The sequence below is a fragment of the Spiroplasma endosymbiont of Cleonymus obscurus genome (assembly GCF_964273375.1).
Classification (GTDB): domain Bacteria; phylum Bacillota_I; class Bacilli_A; order Mycoplasmatales; family VBWQ01; genus Spiroplasma_E.
The window spans coordinates 101903-127404 of sequence record NZ_CAXWWA010000002.1; the positions used below are offsets into that span (position 1 = coordinate 101903).

The following is a 25502-nucleotide window of genomic DNA, read 5'->3' on the forward strand; positions in this document are numbered from 1 at the left end:
TCTTATTAAAGTAAACTTTAATAAGTTTTATTTTATTTTTCATTTTTTTTAAAATTTTAATTTTAATTTATAATAACTGGATGGCAGTATTTATTTGATAGCATTTAAAATTAACCATTTTTGTATACATATCAATATTATAAGTTCTATCACCAATCATATGCTTTAAAATTTGTTTAATATTAGTTTCAGTAAAGCAACCAATATTTTCAACTAATGCTTGGTTTAATACACCATCTTTTGCATTAATAAAATAACCAACTTTTAATTTTTTATATTGTAAGGTTAATGATTGTAAAAAATCAATTAATTCATAATATTGACCTTTTTCAAATAAAGTTATTGCATTTTGATAGTGTAATTTAGCGATTTTATTTTTTCTTCTTCCAGCCATTATTCCAAGAAATAAAACATGAAAAGCATGAAATTTATCTAAAATAAATTTAGCATTTAAAATTGTAGCAGTTTTTCTAATTCATTTTGCACTATCACCACAAACTATTAAATTTGCTTGGTCAAAGTTTTCAAAATATAAATTACCATATTTTTGAATAAATTTAGCTGTTTTTTCTGCACCAATTTCTGTTTTTGATACTCTTATTTTACAAACTGCTCTTTTATTAATTAATTTTCCATTTTTCTTTTTACCAGTACAAAATACTAATAATCTCATAGAACATTTTTTACAATTTTTAGTATTATGTTTTTCATTAAACTTAAATTTTCTATGTCCATCATCAATATTTATATATAAAGTTTGATTTTTTTCTAATACTATTTTAGGTATATTTGCTTTTGGTAATTCAAATTTTTGATATGTTCTACAAACTGTACTATTGCTTATTAAACCTTCAATAAAAGTATCACAAACATCACGATACTTTTTATCATCAGCAAAATATTTTAAAATTTGTTTAATAACATTTGGTGCAAGCTTACTATATTTTTTAACACCAAGATAGTTATCTAATAAGGATACGTATTCAGTTTTTTGTTTTTCTATGTTATAATGTTTACAAATACGCCGTTTATAAGTTAGTAAACCCTTTTTTGCTTTTAATTTTCTTTTTCTAAATCTATATGATTTATATTCAGATTTATCACATATACTTCATAAATAATCATCTATTTTGGAAAATAATTCTTCTGTTTGTTTTAAACTTAATTCATCTTGATTAAAATCATGTTTATCTCAATCAAAATTATTAGTAAATGGTAATATAAACATTTTTAATGTTCCTTTCTAATTTTTGTTTGTTAATAATTTAAGTTTAATTTTTTTAAAAAAATAAGGAGTAAATATGGCTTTTATCACTAGTTATGCACAATTAAATAAAAAATATAGTCTTAATTTTAGTGATAATAATTATGGTTTTAGTTGAGATATTTTTAAACAATTTGTTGGTGATGAATGAGCAGAATTTTTTACTACCAATTGTTTTTATCGTTTTGTACCAACTGCACGTGGAACAAGAAAAACTTGAAACTGTTTAGCATTTGATTTATTTATATGTTGTAATTTTAGTGATAGTAGTGTCCAAGAAGTAAGAAGATATGAAAATACTCATAGTGAAACTACAATTGGTGCTTTAATGAATGTTTGTCAAGTTTTATTAGATACATATAATATTAATTTACTACCTAATAATCCACATGGAATTAAATGAAAAATTACTAAGGATGGTGGTTGTATTATTTTTCCTAATAATCAACAAATTGACTTTATTGGTTATGCTAATGGTAATAAGATTTTTGGAAAAGAAGCTGGTGGTTCAAGTTTTTTAGGTTCAAGAACAGATGAAATTATTATGGCAGAAGAAAAAGAAACATTAACTGAAAAGCAATTAACCTATCGATATGAACGTTTACAAAACTCTATGTTTAGAAGTAATCGTATTAAAGTATCAAATGAACCTATTAAAGAGTGAAGTTGAATATTTATTGATAAAAATATATATAGTTCTACCTTTGGACAAAAGATTACTCGTTATTTTTATAAAAGTTTTTTCATTACTTTTACATGTAATCCATACGATAAATATCATCCATTTTATTTAAAGTATTGCACGCCATTTTTACCATTAAATGATAAAATTATGGAAAATCTTAAAAAAGTTGGTAAAGTTTATTATGAAAATAAAGAAATGTTTAGTGGTTTAGGTTTATTTATATTAAGATTTACTATTCAACCATTTTGAAATAAATTACCAGACATTCAAAAAAGAACATTATTAGAAATGAAAAAAAGTAATCCCGATGAATTTAATACTGTTTATTATGGTTTTGAATTTTTAGATAGTGATGCAACAATTTTTCCATTTCAAAAAACAGTAAAATATTGACAAACATATGATTTAAAACAATTTTATAATCAAGAAAAAGATATGTATAAATTTGATTTTTATAGTGTTGGTATTGATTGAGCTACGGGACCAAAAGACCATACTGTATTTATGGTAGTTGGTTTTAAAGAATATAATAATACTGGTTATTATGATGCTTATATTATTTGTGAATTAGTAGTTACTCCAAATGACTTTATAAATGAAAATGAAAAAATTAATGCTTATGTTAATGAAATTTTAGGATTAATCGATAATTTTGAAAATTTTGACCAAACAATTTATTTTTATGATGATAAAGCAAGAACAGCAATTGATTGATTAAATCAAAAATTAATTGATGAACACAATACTATTCTAATAACACAAACTGCTATTAAACATGCTTCAAATTTAAATCAAGAAGCCGGATTAACTAATAGAGTAGTATGAATGAGAAATATTATGAGTTATGGAAACTTTTATGCTAATAAAGATGATTTACCAAAGACTACTCAATGTTTAGAAGAATTACGTTATGATGAAACAAAAACTAACATTCCTGACAAAAATATGTATCAAGACCCATATGATGCTTTGTTTTATGCACTGTACCCATACAAAAATGTAATTAGGGGTAAAAATAATGCTACTGTGAAAAAAAGTATCTTCACATTTGCTATATAATAAACAATTTCAATATAATTAATAGTATAGGTATTATAAAATAAACGCCTTTAATTTAGGCGTTATTTTCCATTTAAAAGCATACTTGTAAAAATAATCAAAAATAGTACAATTTAAAAGTAAAATCAAGGAAAAAAGGAGTAATTAAAGATGAACGAACAAAATACAGAATTACATTATGCTAAAAATATAGCAAAACAAAGAAAAACACAAAGAAATATATTTATTGGATTATTTTCATTTATGACAGTATTATTTATTATTGCAACAACAGCACTAGGGCTTGCTTGTAAAGATGGAAGACAAAAATTAAGTTTTTATTTAGGTCATGATTATACAGCCTACTGGGGGGGCTGGGACAACTATATGAGAAACAAAAACTGATAATGCAAATAAAATAGATTTATATTTTAGTATTAAACCGCTTCTTAATTCTGATATAAAATGAGATGGAATTTATCCTGATGGATATTTTGATAATTAAATTTCAATATTTATATATGAAATATTTTCACTATATTTATCAAATAAATTAATATTTTTTAAATTTATTTCTTTTTTGTCAGTTATTAAAATTAAATCATAATTTTCAGCACCAAATATGCCACTAATTTCAATCCGATTTAAGTTATTAATCGAATTTTCAATTTGTATTTCAAATTCACTATTATTATCAATTTGTGCAATTTCTTTATAAAATTCTAATTTAGAAAATAATTGAGATTTATTTGAACCATATAAATTTAAAGCATTTTCAATTTTATTATTACTAATAATTACTCTTGTAAAATACTTTCCATACTCACCATTACCTAATGTTCAATCAGCAGGAATTAATGACGGTATATTATTGCTTTCTAACTCGTTTGTAATAGATAATCAGTTAAATTGGTTATCATCTAGTTTGAATAATTCATTTTGACTGATATCATTATTTTTTAATTTAATATTATTGGTATCTGTAAAATCAAAATATACAGATTTTAATATAACTTTTATGTCTTTGAATTTTCATATTTCTTTATCATTTGGTTTTATTGGACTTGATTTTAATTCAAAATAATAAGGTAATAAAATCTTATTATCATCATTTAAACCTTTATTAATTGATAATGATGAATAAATATTTTTTGATAACATAATAAATATTTGTTTAAATATTTTTATTTGCTCTAAGTTAATATAATTTGGATATTCAAACTCTCATTGTTTAAATAAGTTAGTAATTATTTCATCTGGTTTTTGTCCTTCAAATTTTTCACGTAGTGTTGCAATATCATTTTTTGGTTTACCTTTATCATCGTACAAAGCACCATCAAAATTTCTATTGTAGTTATATGTATAACTTAACATATCTAATAATAGTTTCTGTAAACTATCAATTGGTGGTTTGTCACTTATTTCAACTTCAATATCATCAAATTTATCATATGTAGCAATACTTGTATATTCTTTTCCAATTGGACCACTCTGAATTTTTCATACTTCTTTATCTTTAAGTTCTTTCTTTTCTTTTAATGGTCATTCACCAAAAGAATAAGAACTTAAAAAATATCCTAATCAAGCGTGTGTAACTCTTGCATTTTTAATTATTTCTTTTCTTGTTTCTTTACCCCCACCAATAGCAATTAAATCTAAAACTGATTTTTCTTGTCCAATAAATTGTTTTGCTAAATTTCATGGTAATATTTGTTCACTAAATCATTGTTGTAATATTCTAACTTTTGGTTGAGTTTCAATAGGCATTGATAATAGCGGAAATGCTATCTTATCTTTAACAAATAATTTAGGGTATACTTCTTCCATATTGTCAACTTCACCAAGTACCTTTATATTGCCAAAAATCATGCTTCTAGGGGCTTTAATTTTTAAACCAATTACTTTGGTATCTTTATCTAATGGTTTTTGTAATTTAATAATGATTGGATAACCATCTCTTGTTTTAAAATCTTTAATTTTAATAATAGTAATACTTTTTGTACTTCTTGTTTTTGGATTTTGATATGGTTGTGAATAATTATTAATAATATATAAATTATCAATATTATTTTCAGTTAATGGTTCATTAATAGAAACAGCATATAATTTAAATTGATTTAATAAATTTATTTCTTGAAATATTAAATTTTTAATATCAGTCATACTATATTCAATTGTATTATCATTAATATTAGTACTTGCTCTTTGATTTAATTGCATAGTAAAATCAGATGTTTCAACTGCAATAGTTTTTAATACTTTATCAATATCAATAAAACCTATTTTAATAGTATTTGCTGAAAATCTTAAACTATTATTTTCATTATTTTTAAATAAACGTTCAATTTCATAAATATATATAGTTCTTTTTTTAAATTCATCGTATGCTCTATTAATATCTGGGTCACTAGTAGCACCCATCATATTAGTAAAATCATAAGGAATATTATCAATTAAATAATCATTTTCTACTTCCGCTTGATTAATTTTAGTTTGCTTCTGTTTCTGTGGAAACTTCGTTTGTGGTTTGTTGTTGTTTTCCATTGTTCTCTCCTATTAATTGGTTATTTTCGGGATTAAATAATTTTAATTTAACAGTTAAATTATTAATTTCTTGTTCATCATTAATATTAAATGTTTTACTATTTAATAATTCTTTATCTAAACGTACTAATATTTGAATAAATTTAAGAATATCAATATTAAATTGCCATAATTTTTGTTCAATATAATTAATCGTTGAAATATTTACAGCTGTACTTTCGGGTACTGATTGTTGTGCAGATTTCTTTTGACTTGGTATATGAATACCACAACGTTTAAATATTTCATTAACATTTCAATCATATATATCAGTTAAATTTTTACCTTTAAAATTACTATTTGTCATATTGATATTTTCGTTTTGTTCATTATTATCTCCACCACTTTTAAATATGTAGTTTTTAGTAACTAATGTTCTTACTGCTTCTTCTAATGCTGATTGAACATTACCATAAGTTTGATTAAAAATAAATTTAGGTGAGTTTAAAATAGTATCTAAAACAATTTGTTCATAAATAACATCTAATGCTTTAATTTTATCCATTACTTTATTACAATCTGCTAACTCATTTGCTTTATTTCGCATAATTGCTATTGGTATATAGTTAATATTTAGTGTTTGTTTTTGTGCTAAATTAGGGTTATTACTATATGTTCTGAAATCTAATGGAAATTGTTTTTTAATATCACTAATACTATAAATAGCACGATTAATAGTTACTTGTTCATTATTTAATGTATAAACTTCAAATAATCTTACAGTTTGTGCATTTTCTTGATAACTATCATAAAAAATAGTACATTGAATTAATTTACCAGTAATATCATAAACTCTTTGTTGTATATCTACTACTTGAAAATATAAATCATCATTAGCAATATAAATTAAATAACCACTAATTCCTAATTTACTTAATTTAAAAATAGAATTTCAATTTTTTCTATAAAATTCTTGTTGAATTAAGTATTGTTTAATAGTTTCATTATTTATTTCTAATGGAGCATTATATAAATTAGCATTATTTTCTGCTACAAAATCAGTAAAATAAGTTTCATGATTAAAATCATTAAAACCAAAATAATTTAAAATTGAAGCATGAGTACTTTTATTTTTATTAGTTAAAAATTTTACTTTTTCATTTTGATTATCACTAATATTACTTTTATCTTTTCTAAAAAATCTACCTAACATAATATTCACCACCTTTTTAAAAAATTTGATTAATTTTTAATACAATTTTTACAATAATAAATATAATTAAACCAGCAACAGCAGAAGATAATAAAACTCCAATTAAACCTAAAATAATTTTTATAATTTTAAAAAACATAATATTATTCCTGTAATTCTTCTAATTTTTTAAAAATATAATCTTTACCCATACCCCACATTATTCTATTGTTATAAATATTAATTTCAGTTTGTTGGTTATTGTTATTATTTGCTATTCATAAACTACTTTTTACAACGCTTGTATCTAATTGATAATAAAAATTAATTATTTGTCAACTATAATTTTTATTATTTTCTTTAGTTGTATAATCACCATAACTTATATATATTCTATAATGTGTTTTATCTTTAAATATATATTTTATATAATTTTGATTATTATTATTTTTATCTGTTATAACTTCTCCTACTTCTTTTCAATTTGAACCACTTGGAGTTGGTGTATCATTATCTCTTAAATCAACATCTCATTCATTTTCTTTAATTTCTAAACTAATAATTTCACCATATGGGTTATTTTCTGCACCATTTATTTTTAAAATTGATTTATTATCCTCAGTTGTCATAATATCCAAAGTAACATCTTCATTACCAATTTTTCCATTAATAATTGTATGAGGCGCTGTATTAAGACCCTTAGCAGTTTTAAATAAAATCATTATTGGATAACCTATTAATTTAGTTTCTCATGTTATAAGCGCTCTATATGTTTGATTAATATTAATATGAAAATCTGTTCATGTACGTTTATTAAGGCTCTTACCAACAATAACTCATTTTTCTTTACTTTCTTTTTTATTTATTTCATTAATAGCACCAGCAACAGTTTTATTAGTAGTTTCTAAATTAGAAATTTCTTGACCAACAGCATTTAATTGAAATGCAATCGGAAATTGTGCTTTTGTATCTTCTAATTTTTTATCTACTTCTGTTTTTATATAATAATTATCTAAATTAGGTATTTTATCATCTATATATTTCTTATTTGGAATATCTAAATCATCAGTTACAACTGGATTATTTCTATAAATTAAAGTTTTTCCTCCAACATTAGTTTTAATAACTTCATTAACTAATCTTGTAGTACTATCTTTATCATCTTTATTATTAAAAATCTTATCTTGTAAATTCTCTATTTTATCTTGTTTTTTATCTAATAAATTATCAACATATTCTTTAGTTGTAGCATCACTTAAAAATGTAGGGGTACCAACATCAATAATTCTTTTACCATTAACATCAATACCTTTATCATCTTTTGGTTTAATAAAATTAGGATTATCTTTATCAACTTCTCATAATGATTCACCAATACCACCAGTAGCACTAATAGTATTAGTTTTTTCATCAATCTTAATATTTTCACCAGCAATTAATTTATTTTGTTTTTTATCTAATAAATTATTAGTTTCTAGTTTTGTATAATAATCACGTTCAGTATTTTCTTCTGCTATAAATTCAGTTGGTGTCCCAGTTCCTTGATATTGATATATATTATGAATTATTGGTGTATACTTTTTTGTGCTATTAGTAATAATAAACTTTATTAAATCAACATCATATAATAATGTTACTTTGTCAATATTAACATCAATATTTTCAATTATTATTTGTTTTTGTTCTATTTGACCATTAGTAATTCTTATATTAGATTTAGTTAATTTATTATTACTTATAATAATTTGTTTACTATCAATAAAATAATATGTTCAATCAATAATATATCATGTATCTGTTTTAATATTTTCATTTTTAACTTTCTTTCATAAAGGACTAGTTTCAATATTAAATCAATTATTTTTAACATCATTAATATTTTCATTTGCTTTAATTAATTCAGTATTTAATTTGGTAATTTCATTTTCATTAGTAGTAATTCGTTTTTGTTGTTTAGCAGAAAAATCACAAGTTGGTGCATGCGTATAATCACCAATTTGTGGATTATTTTGTAATGCTTCGGGGGGTAATGTACCAATTTCATCAGGTCAATCTAAAATCATTGTTTCAGTTTCTTTATCATAATCAGTTGCAACATAACCTTTATTAATAAATTTACTAACAGGACCTCTATATATTTCATTTTCATTATCATCAACTAAATCATCATATAATTTCATTTGTTTTAATAATGTAAATTCTTTTTGTTGTTCAATTAATTCATCAACTTGATTTCTAGTATAAAATGCTTTTAAGTCAATTTTTTCAACATCTATTTCATCATCATTATAACTTGAAAATATTTGTTTTAATTCTGTTAGTCTTGCTAATATTTTCATTCTACTAGGTGCTAAATCTCAAACATTAATTGTAGGAGTACTATTTGCACTAAATTGACTACCATTATTAAATTGAATAGTAGCATCAACATTAAATTCAATTGGTGTACGATTAAATACTCAATGTTCAACCATTACATAAACCATATCTCTTAATGTTTCTTTAATTAACTCATCTTTAAAACTATCAAAAGGAAATTTAGATAAAATAAAATCAAGATAAGCATTAATATCATTTTCAGCACGAATAGCAAAAGTTTTAAATCAATCATTAACATTTGGTCATGTTTGTATATATTGCTGTGGTGTTTTTGTAATTTTTCCAGTTAATGGATATCAGTTATTATAATTTTCAAGACTGACATCAGTTCAAAGTTTATTAATCATAATTTATCATTCCTTAAAAAATGCTTTTTTATAATGCTTAGTTTTTGTTTTAGTTTTTCTATGTGAAATATGGATAATTTCTTTTTGTAATTTCTTTTTACCTTTTTCTACAACTTGACTATATGCAAACTTTTCTAAATGATGTAATAATCCTGTACCAAATAAAGTATTAACTGAAAATTTTAAACCAACACTTTTAAATGATTTATTTACATTTTCAATAGGATTATTAATAACATTTACTACTTTATGATAAGTTCTTACTATTCTTAATATTTCTCTATATACTCTAAAACTATCTCTAATTACTTGTTGAACAACTGGTGGAGCAAATGCTATTGCTTTTAATCATTTATTTTGATTAACTCCATAACCAATGTATCAACCACTATATCAACGATATCAATGGAATGGATGTATTTGAGTAACAAAAGTTTCTGCTTTAAGAATACTATCAATAACTGTAATTGGTTTATACTTAGGATTACGATGATAAATAGTAATTGCACATTTATTTAATGATAAAGGTTGAATTTTACAACCCATAAATACTGGTGAATTTAATGGAATTAATTGTGCATGTTTAATTGCTTTTTTTTCTGCACTAGTAAATAAATTAGTTACTTTTTCTTTTAATTTATTATTTTTTTCAAATGCTTGTTTTTCTAACTTTTCAAATTTTTCTTGTAATTTATATATACTTTCTCGTAATTTTTCAAAATATGGAGTATCTTTTCAAAATTTATTTAAACCTTTTTTTAAATAAAATCTAATATCAAAATACTTAAAAATTTTATTTGCATTTAAAACAATCTTATGAATTGAACTTTTTTTAAAATTAAATTTAATAGAATTAGCACGAATTTTTTGTAAATCTAAAATTAAAGTTTTTCCATATCTATTTTCTGTATGTATTGTATGAACTAAATTTAATCAATCATGCTGATTCATAGATAGTACTTTTTTTAAATCAGTATTAAATTTTTTTAAAAAGTTATTTGCTTTTTCGATATCTTTAATTTTAAATTTAGGAGTTAATTGTGGACTTAGTTTTATTAATGTATTTTGTAATAATAAGTAATCTTTTAATTCTGGTGCTTCTAATTTTTGAAAATTATTTTTATATTGTCTTTCAGCAACATAACCTAAATCTCGTAATACTGTTTCACGATTAGGAGTAAAACTATAATTCATTAAATAACGTTTATTACCAATAATTTTATCTGTTAAAATTTCTTTTCCACTTACTTGACTAATAACTTCTTGTAAGTTTTTTGCTTCCTTAATTCCAACTTGTTCTAATGTTTTAGTTTTTTGTGCTAATTTAATGAATTTAGTTGTACGATAACCACGACTAATTTTATTAAGTCCAGCAAATGCAGGTAATAAATTTAAGAAAGTATTTAATTTTGTTACATTTCCTTTTAAATAATCATAAACTTGATTAATAGTAAAATCAGTTGTTGCATAAATACCAAAATTAATAGTACTTGCAATAAAATCACTTGCACCTAATCCAAGGGCTACACTTTCACTTAATCCGCCAGTAAAAGGAGCAAGTGCTACTGCTATAACTTGTACACCAATCATTGCTAAAATTTCTCATCAAAAACTTTTATTTTCTTGTTGGTTACTTATTCTAGTATGTTTTGGTTTATTTATGTTTAAAAGTATTGCTGTACTAGTTGTACCAATTGGCATGATATTAATTTCCTTTATTTAAGAGTTATTTTAATTGGATTTGTTGAACCTTTATAATTTAAATCATTAACATTTGAAGAAATAACTATGTATAAGTCACCCGCTTTTTGTTTTTGATTACTTACATTAGTTTTTCCTTGTGCATCACTAAAATATTTAATAGTTGGATTTGTTAAATTTGGATTTAATGATTTAAGTTCATTAGTACTTTTTATTTGTGTATTTAATTCACTATTATTGTTATTAACATTTGCAGTAATATCAGTTGTTAAACTTGTAATTTTAGTTTTTAAATCAGTTTTTTCTGTTTTAATAACTCCACATAACATTCAACGTGAAGTTGTTTCATTATTAGAAATATATGGGATTGCTTCTCCAACAACTTCACCAGCAACTTTATATGCTCTTCCTGCTTTATCATCTTTAATAAAATCTACATAAATAACTGTATTTTCTATCATATATCTTTTCATCGCTCTTGGTGTTGCTAAAACAAAGGTCATTAATTGTTGTTCATTTTTATCATTAGTAAAAATCATATAGTCATCAAGAACGATTTCACATAATACGCCTTTTACATATAAATTATTTCCATTTAAACGTAATTGTTGTGCCAACTGATTATCGGTAATTAAACCTTTATTATCTGCTAAATAAACTAAACTATCATAAAGACCATTAGTAATAAAAAATTTACTATTTGCAATGTTTTTAAATTGAAACAAAGTATTTCAAGCAGATAACATTGATTTTAAATAGCCTACTGGTGTTGTATCTTCAATATCGATTTTAGTAGCAAATTTTGCAATTGCTTGTGTATCATCAATTGCTAATTTATCTGCTAAATCATTTGCAACTTCATATTGCATACTATCTAATAAATTTTGTCCATTATTTGCTTTTAAATCTACATCTGCAATAATTTCTCCTGCAAGATATTTTTTAGTTATTTTTTTACTAATTTTATCTGTATCAACATATGGTAATTCATATCTTTTGCTTTTATCATCTCAATCAATAATTTTTACTTCCGGTTTTTTTGGTTTTTTAACAATAAATTCAATATTTACTGAGTCAACAATTTCAGTAGGAAAAAAGTTTGCCCATGGACTATTTGAAATTTTAAAAAATTCTATAAATTCTGGTGCTTCTACTAATCTCTCTGTATTGTCTAAATTTTGATTAAATGGTACTGACATTTTATTTCTTCCTTTCGTTTATAAATAATTTTTCTTTTTATAATTAATTAAAAAATTTTCTTTATCATTTGTTTTATTATTAATAATTATTTGTTTATTGCCACCTGTATTAATTACTTCTTTAAATACTGGTTGTTCTTTAATCATTTTTTTAATAGTTTCTTCAATTTTTGAATTTTCTAGATTACTTGTTTTAAATTTTAAAAAATCATAAAATTCAGTTTTAACTTGATATTTTTTAAATATATTAATCATTTCTTTTTCTTTAATTTCTTGATTAAGTTTATTTAACTTATTTTCTGCTTCATTAACTTTATTTTCTATTTCTTGTTGATCATTATTTTCAGTTAAAGGTTCAGTTGTTTGTTGAACATTATTTTCATTTTCTAACATTTACATCACCACTTTATTATTTATTTTCTTTATTAATCTTTTCATTTAACTTTGCTAATTTTTTTTGATGTTTGATAATTTTGTTATTTGCTCTAACATGTTTTGGAGTTGTGATAAATCTTTTTAATAAAACAATAATTTCTCTGCAAATTAATGTTCCAACACTTGTTCCAATAATTATTAATTCATGTAAAAATTCTTTCATTTGAATATTTTCCTTTCAATTATTTATTGTTTATTTTTTTGATTATTCATCAAATTGACCACCATTGATTCTTTCAATCATTGACTGTGAATTACTTATAATTTTTACTAATACAGATATTTCTTTATTTAATTGTTCCAATCTTTCTTTATATGTCTGAATTTCATTATTATAATATTCAATAATTTTTTCTTTATTCATTACTTTTCACCCCCTTTATAAACTCATGTGATTATAATCTCAATTTAATGAAGCATTATCTAAAATTACATCACTCATATTAGTTCCATATTGACTACTTGTTTCACTATTAATAGTAAATCTATTATCATTAATTAATCTTGCAGTTTCATTATTAAATGGTGTTTCTTGCATTTCTTCAATATGATTTGTAGTTTCCATAGGTAATAAATTATGGATAATTTCACTTGCACCAGCAACTATTGTAGGTATAGCATAAGCATTATTAAAATCATTATTTATACCCATAGCAACACCACTTGATATTAAACAACCACCAGTTGCCATATTACAAATCTTTCTAATTTTTTCAAATTTATTAGGTATTAATTCAGTTAATCCACTAATAAGATTTGATACACCATAAGCATTTAAACTCATATATGTATCTCAATCCATTAATGACTGATTTTCTTGCTTATTTAATAGTAATCATGGTGGACCTTCTGTTGTAGTTGTAGTAGTTACTGGAATTGGTGTTGTTGGAATAATAGGATTAATATTATTTTCTGTTCATTTACTATAATTTGCTAAACCAATTGTTCCTAATCCTAATAATATTTTTTTACTACTATTAATTAATTTAGTTTTAGTATTTGGTCTTTAATTTAAATTTCATATATCTAAACCTAATTTTTTACCAAATAATAAACTATTAATTGAACCTAATACTGGATTTGCAATTACTTGACCATAATAAGCACTTGTACCAATCATTGCACAAATTGGACTTATACCAGTTCTAATTAATTTAGTTAAAATATAATTTGATTGATTTTCTATACTTGGCATTTTATTCTCCTTTATTTGTTTTTATCAGTTCTCTTATAACATCTAATAACGAATCTACTACATAAGAATTTAATTCAAATTCATAATTTCTAATTTTAATTTTTTCCTTTTGCATTTGTTTATTCTCCTTTAATTTTGCTAATTTTTTAATTGTTACTTTAATTCAACCTTGATAAACATCATTATCACCAACTATTAATGCAACATTACTTTCAGGGTCAGAAACAATTATGTGTTTTGATTTAACATTTGGGTATTGTCTTAAAATAATTGCTCTAATATCATTACTTGTATGAATTGCTTTTGGAAATGGTGATAATATTTCAATTTCATCTTTATTTTCAAATAAAGTAGGTAATATTATCATTAGTCAAATTCACCTCTTTCAAGTCTTATAATTCAGTCTTCTAACTCATAAAGTTTGGATGAATATTCTCTTAATGAATTATTCAATAAATCTATTCTTTCTTTCATAGAAATAATTAATTTTTCTTTATTCATAATTTAAATTTTCTTTTCTAACTCTTTTATTTTGTTTATTCATTATCAAAGTATCCCTCATTAATATAAATTTGAAGATTAAATAAAACACTTTCTTTTCCTAATTTAAATGAATCACTAGAATTAGATTCTTTATTTTCTTTTAGAGTTGTTATAATAAAATTAATTAATTTTTCTTTATTAATACAATTTTTATGTCTTGATTTATTAATTTCATCAACTTTAATTCTATGTTCTTTACAATATGCTCTACAATATTCATCAAATTGCTCTTCTGTCATATTTTCACATTGTCTTTGTCTTTGTTCATTTTTAATTTCATCATAATGTGGTTCATGAATAAATTTTTCAAATGTTATTGTTTCAGTTCATGTACATCTATTCATTATTATTTCTCCTTATTTTCATTTTGATTAGCAATTTCACTTAATATTTTTAATACTTTATATTCATTTTTTAATTCTTTAATAATAAATATTAAAAATATTATTAGTGTTATACTTGTTATTAATATTGGTACTATTAATAAAATTTTTCATAATATCATTTTTTACTCTTTTCATTTTTTAAATCATTTAACATTTATTGAACAAAATGCACGATTTTTAGGAATGTTTAAAGTATTAAAAATTTGACCAGTTACTATAATTTCATCATTTTTGTTTAATAAAATACAGCGTCTATAAAATTTTGGGTTGTTAAAAATTAAAGTAACATAGTTTAAACCATTTCACTGACCTCGAACACTATAATATAATTCTTTATTACCTTTTTCGTAATATTTTGTTTCAATATTGTTACTAAGTTTTACTGTTAATTTAACATAATTTGCTTTATCTTTCATTTTTATAATTTCCTTAAATAATTATCAAAAATTAATATTTTTTTATGATTTTTTAAATAATATTGAATATGCTTATAAGCATCTTGTTCATGTTTTGTTAATTTTATATTTCCTTTATATTCTGTTATTTTATTTTTATTTTTTGGGTAGTTTTCTAGATAATCTCAGTTGAAAACATCTTGAACTAATACCATTAATGCACCAATGATTTTAGGAGTTGCTAATGGATTAGTTAATAATTGTTTTGAACTTAAAAAGAAATTTTCTACAATAACTAATATTTTTTTATCAATAAATTTTTCTTTAATTAATTTAAATTTTTCTTTATACATATTTTTAGTTCATAAAACAGTTAATGTATTAAATGTTTCATTAAAAACAATATTATTTGTTTCATTTGAATATATAACAATTCCATTATTACCAATACCAGCGGGGTCAATCCCAATAATTAAGTCATATTTCATTATTAATCAAATTCTCGATTATTGATTTTTTTAATTAATGAATAATATATTGCATCATTACTTGCACTTCTATATCCATCATTTTCAATTTTATTTTTTAAATATGTAATTAATTTTTCTTTATATTCATTAATTATTTCTTTTTTAAAATCTTTTCTTAATTTTTTTATATTATTTAAATGTTCTTCTGTTATTTCTTTACTACGTTTTTTATTATATTCATTAATTATTTCTTGGTCTTTATAAGAAAATAGTTTTTCTTTATTCATATTTATAACTCCTACTTAACCTAATATTTAAAATACAGTCATAACAAATTGCTTTACTATTTTTATCTCTTAAAAAATATTTTCTTGTTTTTATATCATTAGTATTAAAGAATAAATAATCTAATTTATGTTGTTTACATGTTCAACAAAAATACTTTTTCATTATGAGTTGAAATTTCCTTATAAGAAGTAACTATATAATTAATTGGTAAATCATCATGTTTATATGGATTATTTATTTTAAAGCCTTTTCTGTTTTCTTCTCACGTAATGTTATATTTAAAACAAGGATTAGTAATTTTAGTTTTGTTATCAGTTATTTCACCTATAAATCAACTATTATGCTGTTCATAAAATGTTAATGGTTCAAGTTTTATATCATTAAGATAATATTCTTTTGGAGCAATTGGTTTATTAACAGTTATTTTTTGGTCTTTAATATATGGTTCTAATAATTTTATTAATTCATTACCACTTAATTCTCTTTTAATATTTTCTAAATTAAAAACTCAATATGTATATTTATCATCAGCAATAAAACTATTATTTTTAACCATTCATTTTGGACATTGTAATTTATATTCACCATAATCAATAAGAATAGATTGTGGTCTATCTTTAACAATTTGTTCTTTTTTAAATTCGATTTGCATAATAATCCTTTCCTAATATGTTCTGTTGCTTCTAGCATAAAGAACATATATTTTGATTTTTAGATTATTAATAATACTACTATTAGTTTTATTCATTCCATGAAAACTGGGCTCAAAAATAAATTGTGAAATTTTAAAAAACATTGAGGCATTCGATTCAATATTTATTTAATTTGTGTTAAGCAAATTAATATTTTAATTGAACCGGCCCCGCTCAATTTTTTTTACAAGTTTGAAATTTATTTTCTCGCCCAAAAATTTTTCAAAAAAAATAAAAAATAAAACCAACACTTGCTCACTTGGTAGTGGCAAGGTTGGTTAAATAAAGAATAGAATTAATACAATAGGTCCCTACAACAGGTCTATATATACTAGTTTCCAATTCGCTCCCACCCCAAGAATTACCATTAAATGGTTAGTATATTTTATTAGGTATCACTCCACTTTTTATTTATCCATGCAAGTCCACATGCTCTAGCTACTATTTTTAACAACTGTGTTGTAGTTCACTTTTTTAGTTCCCTAACACGTGTTGATAATAGCGTTAAAGAGGTTTATTAAAAATTTTAAAATTTTACAATTACAAAAAAAAGACAAGATTTTTATTCTCGTCTTTTGTCATTTATTTTTAATTCAAGGGTAAAAAAAGAAAGGAGCTATTTTTAAAACTTTTTAGTTACCGACATCTTCGACACGCTCCCAAAAATCCAAAAATAAATAAAAGTGATATTTTAGCAAAACATGTTTTATACAAAATTAATATTTAGAAAGTAAAAAATGTTTAATAAATTATCTCTAATTTTTATAGATATCTATTAGTAGAAATATTTAAATTAAACTTTAATCCTTATTATAAATATAAGGGTTTTATTATAAAATTTAAAATTAATTGTTGACAGTAGAATTTGGTATTGAAAATTGATATCATTATGTATAAACCTAAACAATCTTATTTAATTTAATTTTTTTATTTTAAATACTTATTTTAAATACAAAGGATGAAAACAATGAAAGAAACTAAACTTGAAATTAATGGACGTATTTTGACAGAGCAAGAAGCATTAAGATATCAAAAAATACAAGATTTATATAAGCAAAATTATGATATTTATGGGCGTAATTGAGAAAGAAATTATAATTGTGAAACTTTAAATAGCGAATTTAGAAATAAAAATAAAGAAGAGTTAGCAAAATTTGTTGCTAATTTACCTAATGATCAAATTAAAATGGCAGGTAGATTAATGACAAAAAGAGAAATGGGAAAGGGTTCAATCTTTGCTCATTTGCAAGATCAAACAGGTAAATTTCAAATTTATTTAAAACCAGAATATGTTAATCAAAAAAAATTTGAATGATTTGCAGAATATGCAGATTTAGGCGATTTTTTTGGTATTAAAGGTAAGGTTATGAAAACCAATAAAGGAGAACTAACAGTTCAAGTCTATGATATTGTAATGTTATCAAAAGCACTTAGATCTTTACCAGATAAATTTCATGGTTTAACAGATATTGAAGAACGTTATCGACGAAGATATGTAGATTTAATTATGAATCAAGAAACTAAAAAAACATTTTTACAACGTACACAAATTATTAATGAATTAAGAAGTTTTTTAAATAATAAAGGTTATTTAGAAGTTGAAACACCTATTTTACAAGAAGTATATGGTGGTGCTGCCGCTAAACCTTTTATTACTCATCATAATACATTAAAAACCGATTTATATTTACGAATTGCTACTGAATTACATTTAAAAAGATTAATAGTTGGTGGTTTTGAAAAAGTTTATGAAATTGGTAGATTATTTCGTAATGAAGGTATGAGTAAAAAACATAATCCAGAATTTACAACTATTGAAATTTATGTTGCCTATCAAGATATGAAATATATGATGGATTTAACAGAGTCTTGTATAAAACATTTAATTAATATAGTGCATAATAAATTAACATTAGAATATGATGAAAATATATTAAATTTTGAAAAATCATGAAAAAAAATTAGTATGATTGATTCAATTAAAAAAGCTATGATCAAAGATAAAGAGTTTACTAAAATTTTCCAAGAAATTAGTGATATGATTTTAAAATATCATAATATTGAAGATGATAATATTAGAAATATTGAAAAAAATAAAACATTTAAACTTATATTAAAACTTGCAAAAAATTATAAACTTCATATTCCAGATCATTATAATAGTACTGGTCATATTATTAATTTATTTTTTGAATCTTTTGTTGAAGAAACTTTAATTCAACCTACTTTTATTTTTGATTATCCAATTGAAATTTCACCACTTGCTAAATTAAATAAAAATAGTAAAGAGTTTACTGATCGTTTTGAATTATTTATTGCTGGTAGAGAATATGCAAATGCTTATTCGGAACTAAATGATTCTTTGCAACAATATAATCGTTTTGAAGAGCAAGTAAAAGAAAAAAATAGTGGTAATGATGAAGCAGCAACTATGGATTTAGACTTTGTTGAAGCATTGGAGTATGGTATGCCACCAACAGGTGGATTGGGCATTGGTATTGATCGGTTGGTTATGTTAATAACTGGTCAAAATAGTATTAAAGATGTGTTATTATTTCCACATATGAAACCCAGAACTGAAAAATAATTTTTGTGATAAATTTTTATTATATAAACATATAATAGTAATTTATCTTTTTTTAAAAAAAAGATAAATTAATTAGTTATAATCAAGATAGTTCTTTAGAATAAGGAGCGTTTTATTGTTATTAACACAAAAGATTGAAAAATATAAGTTTTCAAACCCATTGTTTTATTTAAAAACAATTGATTTTTTATTTTATAAATAAAATTTAGGAGAATAAGATTTATGCCCTGATTTAATGAATTAATAAAAAAATTTAGAAATTATCCTTTAACTGATGAAAATTTAGACGAAGTTGTTGAAACTTTTAAGAATTTTTTTAAAGAATACAATGAAAAAGATAATTTTTTTTCTAATTCAGAAGATACTGATTTTGAAAACCCAAGTACATCAGCACCATTAACTCAATTAAAAGAAAATAAAAAAACTGATTTAGATAAATTAATTAAAGAATTAAGAAATGATTTAAAATATAATTTCTTTTCTTATTTTTGAGAAAAAAAAGAAAATTTAAAATTAATTAGACAATTAGATTATTTTTTAATAGAACTTGATAGTAAAATTAAAGAACAAAATGAAAAATTATTATCCTTGGAGAAAAATAAAACATTAATTGAACAAAATAAAATTAATAAAGTTAGCCAAAATAGTACTGAGTTTACTGAAATCACAGATTATTTTAATCTTTTTAATTTTTTAAGTGAAACAATAAGTAATGATATTATTTTTTTAAAAACAATAAATTTAAACATTTTTGAAAATAAAAAAGAGTTTTTAAAAAAAACACGAGAATTAAAAATAAAAATTAATAAAGAAATTCGTAGGCTATATCAAAAAAATGAGGAATTAGAAAATAAAAAAGAGAAAATTTTTGAAAACCTTTTTAAAGAAGAAGTTATGACTCAATTAATTTTATCTTTTTGAGCATTTAGAATGAAAAGTGGAGATAAATATAAATTAATTTTAAATGAAGATAAAGATTTAAAAAGTAAATTTGATAAAAATTTTGTATTTTTCTTTGAATTAATAGATGACATATTTAACCGATATATTAAAAAAATTATTAAAAATGAAGAAAGAATATACAATGATATATTTGAAAAATATAATGATCGAGAAAAAGAATTAATAAGTGAACAAGAAGAAATTATTAAAACTAAAGATAAAGTGAAAGAAAGTATAGAATTATTTAAAAATGAATTAGAAGAAAAAAAAGAACAAATTAGAATACATGAGAAAGAGATAGCAAAAAAAAGAAAACAAATTGAAAATTTAGAAAAACGAAAGAAAAATATAAAAATTAAAAAAATTACTTACTTGCAAGATTTAGAAGAAAATAAAAATAATATTGAAAATCAAATATTTATTCCAAATATTTCAGATGATAAAAAAGGAAAAAAACAATATTTAAAAGAAATAGATGTAGTGATTAAAAAAAAGAATAGTGATATTAAGAAAAAGAATGATTATATTGCGGAGTTACAATATAATATTACAAGACATGATACCGAGTTAAGTATTAATGATAAAAAAGGAAAAAAAATTGAGGATAAAATTAATAAAATTGAGGATTTTTTTAAGCAAAATAAACATACGATGATGTTTGAACTTAAAAAAATAAAAGAAAAATGAATTAAAAATATTAGTAAAGATCAAAAAATATTTATTAATTTCTTAAAAGAAGTTAATAAATTAGAAAATATGGAATTTATTAAGATTATTGAAAATTATTGAGAACAAAATGCTGATAGTATTAAAAAATTTAATGAAAATTTTAACATTCAAAATAATTTAGAAAACATAAGAGAAGAAAATGAAAAAATAGAAAATGAATTTAAAAATGATTTCACAACTTTAAAAATTAATTTTAAATTAAAAGAAAAAGAAATAATAGAAAATGCAATTAGAGAAAAAAAGGAAAAAATTCAGGAGTATTTAAGAACAATTAATCAATCAAAATTAGTAAGTATTGAAATCCAAACCGAAATAAATGAAGAAAATGAGAAGCCTAGTTGACAAGATCAAAAAATTGAGGAACAAAATAAAACCATTGAAAAACTAGAATTTCAAATAAATGATTTAGAAAAAAAAATAATTTCAATAAAGGAATTACATGAAGATGAAGTAAAAGATTTATCTACAACATCGGAAAATATTAGAGATTTTTTTGTAATGGAAATTAAAAAAACTACTGAAAATTGTGATAATTTAAAAAATAGTTTAAATAAAAAAAATTCAAAAAAAGAAGAACAAAAAATTAAAAATAAATTAAATGAAGAAGAAATAAAATTAACATCTTTAAATGAAGTATGAAAATTAATAAGTACTGAAATTCCAGAGTTACAGCAACCTTTATCAGAAGAATCAAAAAATGCAAGCAAACAAAAATGAGAGAATATGGGCTTAATAGAATCTCAATTACCTTTGGAAACAAAAGCAGAAATATTAAATACAATTTAAACTAATAAGATTAAATTTATTATTGTATCAAGTTTAATTTATAGAAAGAGAAAAAAAGTACATTAGAAAAAAAAGAGTATTTATTATGAATAATAACTTAGAAAAAGTTAAATTATTAGTTAGGAATGGTGTTAGTATAAATTATGTAATTAAAGATGGTTTCACTATTTTGATGTTAGCTATCAAAGATAATGATTTAGAGATAGTTAAGTATTTAATAGATAATAATGAAATCTTTATCAAGTAAATGAATATGGACATAATGCTTTAATATTAGTCGTTTGAAATAATCATTTGGAAGTCTTTAATTTTTTTTAATGCAAAAACTAACGATATTTTAGATGAAGAAATTTTAGAACAAAATGAAGATAAATTATCAACATATGAAAGTATATTAAAAGAAAATAAAGACAAATTACCAACATATGAAGAAGCAATGAAATTTCAACAAAAAATTAATAAATCTGATTTTTTAAAGATGAAATAGATTGGCAAAAGCAATTATCAATGATAAAAATTTAATTCCTTTTATGATAATAATAATTTTTATTAAAATATTAAAATAAACATTAATATTTTAATTTTAAAAAATGTATTTTTACCTATATGAATTTCCTTTTGCTTTTTATAAAAAAATAAGTTACAATTCTTAGTGAATATTTAATTATTATTTAGTTTAAGGAGAATAACAATCAAATGCGTAAATTAATCACTTTATTTTCAACACTTAGTTTACTTTCTTCTTCTGTGAGTACTATTGTGGCTTGTGGTACTGGAGATGGTTTAAAAATTCAAGCAAATTTTGAAAACGAGCCATCAAACAAAGAAGGTGATCCGTTAGTTGATTATGTTTATAATAAATACTATCAATATGATACTAAACTTTTATACAAACCACTTACTGCATTTATGCAACTAGCAGCAGACAAAATTAGAATTGATCGTAATGCATTAGAAGTTACAGATGCTGCTAGGGATTTTTATAATAGTGACCAATATAAATCAGGTAATTATGAGAGTATTAATTATAATGTTAATAATGATCCAGATAAAGTAATGAATGAACCATTTAGTTGTAAAGATGCAAATGGAAGTCTTTTAGTTTTTGGTTTAACTGATAATGATATATTTAAACAGCAATATTATGGTTATTGATATGTTACATATGAAACAGCAACAGAAGCAGAAAACCCTTCAAAAGTTGCTAAAACTAGTATTGTTTCACCAAAAATTACTGACTTTAAAGATGATAAAAATAAAACTATTATTAAAAAAGGTTGAATTCATTTATTCTTTATAATGAAAGATTCAAAAATGAACAAGACTTTTAAAATTGATTTTAATATTCAAATTGATGTAATTTTTAGTTTATGAGTTGATAAAAATAAAAAAGAAATAGTTGTTATTAATCCAAATACTATTGATAAAGCTTTGGGTGATGTTGATTTTCGTAACCCAGATAAAGTGGTTCATGAAAAAATAAATAACATGGCTTTTTCAGAATTATAATGATAAATATTAAAATTGTTTGTATTGGCCAGTTGTCACAAACATATTGAAAATCAGCCGCCAAAGATTATTTAGAACGAATTAAAAAGCGAACTAATATTGAAACAAAAAATATTATCGAATCTAAATTAAATTCAATTCCTAATAATATTAAAATTGAAACCAATAAAATCACCGAATACATATCAAAGAATAATGATTATTAATGATTTTTATTAGATTTATCAGGACAATTAATAAGTAGTAAACAATTATCACAGATATTTAGGGAGCGTGTCGAAGATGTCGGTAACTAAAAAGTTTTAAAAATAGCTCCTTTCTTTTTTTACCCTTGAATTAAAAATAAATGACAAAAGACGAGAATAAAAATCTTGTCTTTTTTTTTGTAATTGTAAAATTTTAAAATTTTTAATAAACCTCTTTAACGCTATTATCAACACGTGTTAGGGAACTAAAAAAGTGAACTACAACACAGTTGTTAAAAATAGTAGCTAGAGCATGTGGACTTGCATGGATAAATAAAAAGTGGAGTGATACCTAATAAAATATACTAACCATTTAATGGTAATTCTTGGGGTGGGAGCGAATTGGAAACTAGTATATATAGACCTGTTGTAGGGACCTATTGTATTAATTCTATTCTTTATTTAACCAACCTTGCCACTACCAAGTGAGCAAGTGTTGGTTTTATTTTTTATTTTTTTTGAAAAATTTTTGAGCCCAGTTTTCATGGAATGAATAAAACTAATAGTAGTATTATTAATAATCTAAAAATCAAAATATATGTTCTTTATGCTAGAAGCAACAGAACATATTAGGAAAGGATTATTATGCAAATCGAATTTAAAAAAGAACAAATTGTTAAAGATAGACCACAATCTATTCTTATTGATTATGGTGAATATAAATTACAATGTCCAAAATGAATGGTTAAAAATAATAGTTTTATTGCTGATGATAAATATACATATTGAGTTTTTAATTTAGAAAATATTAAAAGAGAATTAAGTGGTAATGAATTAATAAAATTATTAGAACCATATATTAAAGACCAAAAAATAACTGTTAATAAACCAATTGCTCCAAAAGAATATTATCTTAATGATATAAAACTTGAACCATTAACATTTTATGAACAGCATAATAGTTGATTTATAGGTGAAATAACTGATAACAAAACTAAAATTACTAATCCTTGTTTTAAATATAACATTACGTGAGAAGAAAACAGAAAAGGCTTTAAAATAAATAATCCATATAAACATGATGATTTACCAATTAATTATATAGTTACTTCTTATAAGGAAATTTCAACTCATAATGAAAAAGTATTTTTGTTGAACATGTAAACAACATAAATTAGATTATTTATTCTTTAATACTAATGATATAAAAACAAGAAAATATTTTTTAAGAGATAAAAATAGTAAAGCAATTTGTTATGACTGTATTTTAAATATTAGGTTAAGTAGGAGTTATAAATATGAATAAAGAAAAACTATTTTCTTATAAAGACCAAGAAATAATTAATGAATATAATAAAAAACGTAGTAAAGAAATAACAGAAGAACATTTAAATAATATAAAAAAATTAAGAAAAGATTTTAAAAAAGAAATAATTAATGAATATAAAGAAAAATTAATTACATATTTAAAAAATAAAATTGAAAATGATGGATATAGAAGTGCAAGTAATGATGCAATATATTATTCATTAATTAAAAAAATCAATAATCGAGAATTTGATTAATAATGAAATATGACTTAATTATTGGGATTGACCCCGCTGGTATTGGTAATAATGGAATTGTTATATATTCAAATGAAACAAATAATATTGTTTTTAATGAAACATTTAATACATTAACTGTTTTATGAACTAAAAATATGTATAAAGAAAAATTTAAATTAATTAAAGAAAAATTTATTGATAAAAAAATATTAGTTATTGTAGAAAATTTTTTTTTAAGTTCAAAACAATTATTAACTAATCCATTAGCAACTCCTAAAATCATTGGTGCATTAATGGTATTAGTTCAAGATGTTTTCAACTGAGATTATCTAGAAAACTACCCAAAAAATAAAAATAAAATAACAGAATATAAAGGAAATATAAAATTAACAAAACATGAACAAGATGCTTATAAGCATATTCAATATTATTTAAAAAATCATAAAAAAATATTAATTTTTGATAATTATTTAAGGAAATTATAA

30 protein-coding genes are annotated in these 25502 nt (G+C 22.1%); 10 read left to right on the plus strand and 20 right to left on the minus strand.

Annotation, left to right across the window (positions count from 1 at the left end; genetic code table 4):
* Positions 1–67: 67 nt before the first annotated feature.
* Positions 68–1228: an Mbov_0401 family ICE element transposase-like protein gene (locus ACI2WJ_RS01065; RefSeq protein ID WP_400254560.1), complete on the minus strand. Its 1161-nt coding sequence runs from the start codon at positions 1226–1228 to the stop codon at positions 68–70.
* 73 nt (positions 1229–1301) lie between these two features.
* Between ACI2WJ_RS01065 and ACI2WJ_RS01070 the strand changes: the two genes are divergently transcribed.
* Positions 1302–3008: a hypothetical protein gene (locus ACI2WJ_RS01070; RefSeq protein ID WP_400254561.1), complete on the plus strand. Its 1707-nt coding sequence runs from the start codon at positions 1302–1304 to the stop codon at positions 3006–3008.
* A gap of 150 nt (positions 3009–3158) precedes the next feature.
* Positions 3159–3395 (plus strand): hypothetical protein, encoded by a 237-nt coding sequence (locus tag ACI2WJ_RS01075; RefSeq protein ID WP_400254562.1) that lies wholly within the window; start codon positions 3159–3161, stop codon positions 3393–3395.
* 93 nt (positions 3396–3488) lie between these two features.
* Here ACI2WJ_RS01075 and ACI2WJ_RS01080 read toward each other — a convergent pair whose 3' ends face one another.
* From ACI2WJ_RS01080 to ACI2WJ_RS01170, 19 genes are all read right to left on the minus strand, one after another.
* On the minus strand, positions 3489–5531 hold the full coding sequence (locus tag ACI2WJ_RS01080; RefSeq protein ID WP_400254563.1) for a hypothetical protein: 2043 nt from the start codon (positions 5529–5531) through the stop codon (positions 3489–3491).
* Positions 5476–6723 (minus strand): hypothetical protein, encoded by a 1248-nt coding sequence (locus ACI2WJ_RS01085; RefSeq protein WP_400254564.1) that lies wholly within the window; start codon positions 6721–6723, stop codon positions 5476–5478. The genes ACI2WJ_RS01080 and ACI2WJ_RS01085 overlap by 56 nt, the downstream gene beginning before the upstream one ends.
* A gap of 16 nt (positions 6724–6739) precedes the next feature.
* Positions 6740–6862 (minus strand): hypothetical protein, encoded by a 123-nt coding sequence (locus ACI2WJ_RS01090; RefSeq protein WP_255495889.1) that lies wholly within the window; start codon positions 6860–6862, stop codon positions 6740–6742.
* A gap of 4 nt (positions 6863–6866) precedes the next feature.
* On the minus strand, positions 6867–9428 hold the full coding sequence (locus tag ACI2WJ_RS01095; RefSeq protein ID WP_400254565.1) for a hypothetical protein: 2562 nt from the start codon (positions 9426–9428) through the stop codon (positions 6867–6869).
* Between the two features lie 3 nt (positions 9429–9431).
* Positions 9432–11129 (minus strand): hypothetical protein, encoded by a 1698-nt coding sequence (locus ACI2WJ_RS01100; RefSeq protein ID WP_400254566.1) that lies wholly within the window; start codon positions 11127–11129, stop codon positions 9432–9434.
* Between the two features lie 14 nt (positions 11130–11143).
* Positions 11144–12328, minus strand: a complete 1185-nt coding sequence (locus ACI2WJ_RS01105) for a hypothetical protein (RefSeq protein ID WP_400254567.1) — start codon at positions 12326–12328, stop codon at positions 11144–11146.
* An 18-nt stretch (positions 12329–12346) separates the two neighbouring features.
* The gene (locus tag ACI2WJ_RS01110) at positions 12347–12721 is read right to left on the minus strand and encodes a hypothetical protein (protein ID WP_400254568.1); all 375 of its coding nucleotides are present in this window, start codon (positions 12719–12721) and stop codon (positions 12347–12349) included.
* 16 nt (positions 12722–12737) lie between these two features.
* Positions 12738–12926, minus strand: a complete 189-nt coding sequence (locus ACI2WJ_RS01115) for a hypothetical protein (RefSeq protein ID WP_174480113.1) — start codon at positions 12924–12926, stop codon at positions 12738–12740.
* Positions 12927–12968: 42 nt separating this feature from the next.
* Positions 12969–13127 carry a hypothetical protein gene (locus ACI2WJ_RS01120; RefSeq protein ID WP_338959443.1) on the minus strand — a complete coding sequence of 53 codons (159 nt, stop codon included), beginning with the start codon at positions 13125–13127 and terminating at the stop codon, positions 12969–12971.
* Positions 13128–13142: 15 nt separating this feature from the next.
* Complete coding sequence (locus ACI2WJ_RS01125) at positions 13143–13565, minus strand: hypothetical protein (RefSeq protein WP_400254569.1); 423 nt, start codon at positions 13563–13565, stop codon at positions 13143–13145.
* Between the two features lie 204 nt (positions 13566–13769).
* Complete coding sequence (locus ACI2WJ_RS01130) at positions 13770–13958, minus strand: hypothetical protein (protein ID WP_400254570.1); 189 nt, start codon at positions 13956–13958, stop codon at positions 13770–13772.
* A 1-nt stretch (position 13959) separates the two neighbouring features.
* Positions 13960–14325, minus strand: coding sequence for a hypothetical protein (locus ACI2WJ_RS01135; protein ID WP_400254571.1), 366 nt, complete (start codon positions 14323–14325; stop codon positions 13960–13962).
* Positions 14325–14459 carry a hypothetical protein gene (locus ACI2WJ_RS01140; RefSeq protein ID WP_400254572.1) on the minus strand — a complete coding sequence of 45 codons (135 nt, stop codon included), beginning with the start codon at positions 14457–14459 and terminating at the stop codon, positions 14325–14327. Before ACI2WJ_RS01140 ends, ACI2WJ_RS01135 begins: the two co-directional genes overlap by 1 nt.
* Positions 14460–14494: 35 nt before the next feature.
* Entirely contained in the window at positions 14495–14845 is a 351-nt protein-coding gene (locus tag ACI2WJ_RS01145) for a hypothetical protein (protein ID WP_400254573.1), read from the minus strand.
* A gap of 2 nt (positions 14846–14847) precedes the next feature.
* Positions 14848–15006: a hypothetical protein gene (locus ACI2WJ_RS01150; protein WP_400254574.1), complete on the minus strand. Its 159-nt coding sequence runs from the start codon at positions 15004–15006 to the stop codon at positions 14848–14850.
* Positions 15007–15009: 3 nt separating this feature from the next.
* Positions 15010–15303, minus strand: a complete 294-nt coding sequence (locus ACI2WJ_RS01155) for a hypothetical protein (protein WP_400254575.1) — start codon at positions 15301–15303, stop codon at positions 15010–15012.
* A 2-nt stretch (positions 15304–15305) separates the two neighbouring features.
* Positions 15306–15770: a hypothetical protein gene (locus tag ACI2WJ_RS01160; RefSeq protein ID WP_400254576.1), complete on the minus strand. Its 465-nt coding sequence runs from the start codon at positions 15768–15770 to the stop codon at positions 15306–15308.
* Between the two features lie 2 nt (positions 15771–15772).
* Positions 15773–16039 carry a hypothetical protein gene (locus ACI2WJ_RS01165; RefSeq protein WP_400254577.1) on the minus strand — a complete coding sequence of 89 codons (267 nt, stop codon included), beginning with the start codon at positions 16037–16039 and terminating at the stop codon, positions 15773–15775.
* A 134-nt stretch (positions 16040–16173) separates the two neighbouring features.
* Positions 16174–16692: a hypothetical protein gene (locus tag ACI2WJ_RS01170; protein WP_400254578.1), complete on the minus strand. Its 519-nt coding sequence runs from the start codon at positions 16690–16692 to the stop codon at positions 16174–16176.
* A 1007-nt stretch (positions 16693–17699) separates the two neighbouring features.
* Here ACI2WJ_RS01170 and ACI2WJ_RS01175 point away from each other — a divergent pair.
* The 8 genes from ACI2WJ_RS01175 (at position 17700) to ACI2WJ_RS01210 (ending at position 25502) form a co-directional block, all read left to right on the plus strand.
* The gene (locus tag ACI2WJ_RS01175; RefSeq protein ID WP_400254579.1) at positions 17700–19319 is read left to right on the plus strand and encodes a lysine--tRNA ligase; all 1620 of its coding nucleotides are present in this window, start codon (positions 17700–17702) and stop codon (positions 19317–19319) included.
* 222 nt (positions 19320–19541) lie between these two features.
* Entirely contained in the window at positions 19542–21776 is a 2235-nt protein-coding gene (locus tag ACI2WJ_RS01180; RefSeq protein ID WP_400254580.1) for a hypothetical protein, read from the plus strand.
* Positions 21777–21861: 85 nt separating this feature from the next.
* Entirely contained in the window at positions 21862–22023 is a 162-nt protein-coding gene (locus ACI2WJ_RS01185) for an ankyrin repeat domain-containing protein (protein ID WP_174481339.1), read from the plus strand.
* Positions 22024–22472: 449 nt separating this feature from the next.
* Positions 22473–23285: a hypothetical protein gene (locus ACI2WJ_RS01190; protein WP_400254581.1), complete on the plus strand. Its 813-nt coding sequence runs from the start codon at positions 22473–22475 to the stop codon at positions 23283–23285.
* On the plus strand, positions 23285–23491 hold the full coding sequence (locus tag ACI2WJ_RS01195; protein ID WP_400254582.1) for a 23S rRNA (pseudouridine(1915)-N(3))-methyltransferase RlmH: 207 nt from the start codon (positions 23285–23287) through the stop codon (positions 23489–23491). The genes ACI2WJ_RS01190 and ACI2WJ_RS01195 overlap by 1 nt, the downstream gene beginning before the upstream one ends.
* A gap of 624 nt (positions 23492–24115) precedes the next feature.
* Positions 24116–24634 (plus strand): hypothetical protein, encoded by a 519-nt coding sequence (locus tag ACI2WJ_RS01200; RefSeq protein WP_400254578.1) that lies wholly within the window; start codon positions 24116–24118, stop codon positions 24632–24634.
* Positions 24635–24768: 134 nt separating this feature from the next.
* Positions 24769–25035, plus strand: coding sequence for a hypothetical protein (locus ACI2WJ_RS01205; protein ID WP_400254577.1), 267 nt, complete (start codon positions 24769–24771; stop codon positions 25033–25035).
* Positions 25036–25037: 2 nt separating this feature from the next.
* Complete coding sequence (locus tag ACI2WJ_RS01210) at positions 25038–25502, plus strand: hypothetical protein (protein WP_400254576.1); 465 nt, start codon at positions 25038–25040, stop codon at positions 25500–25502.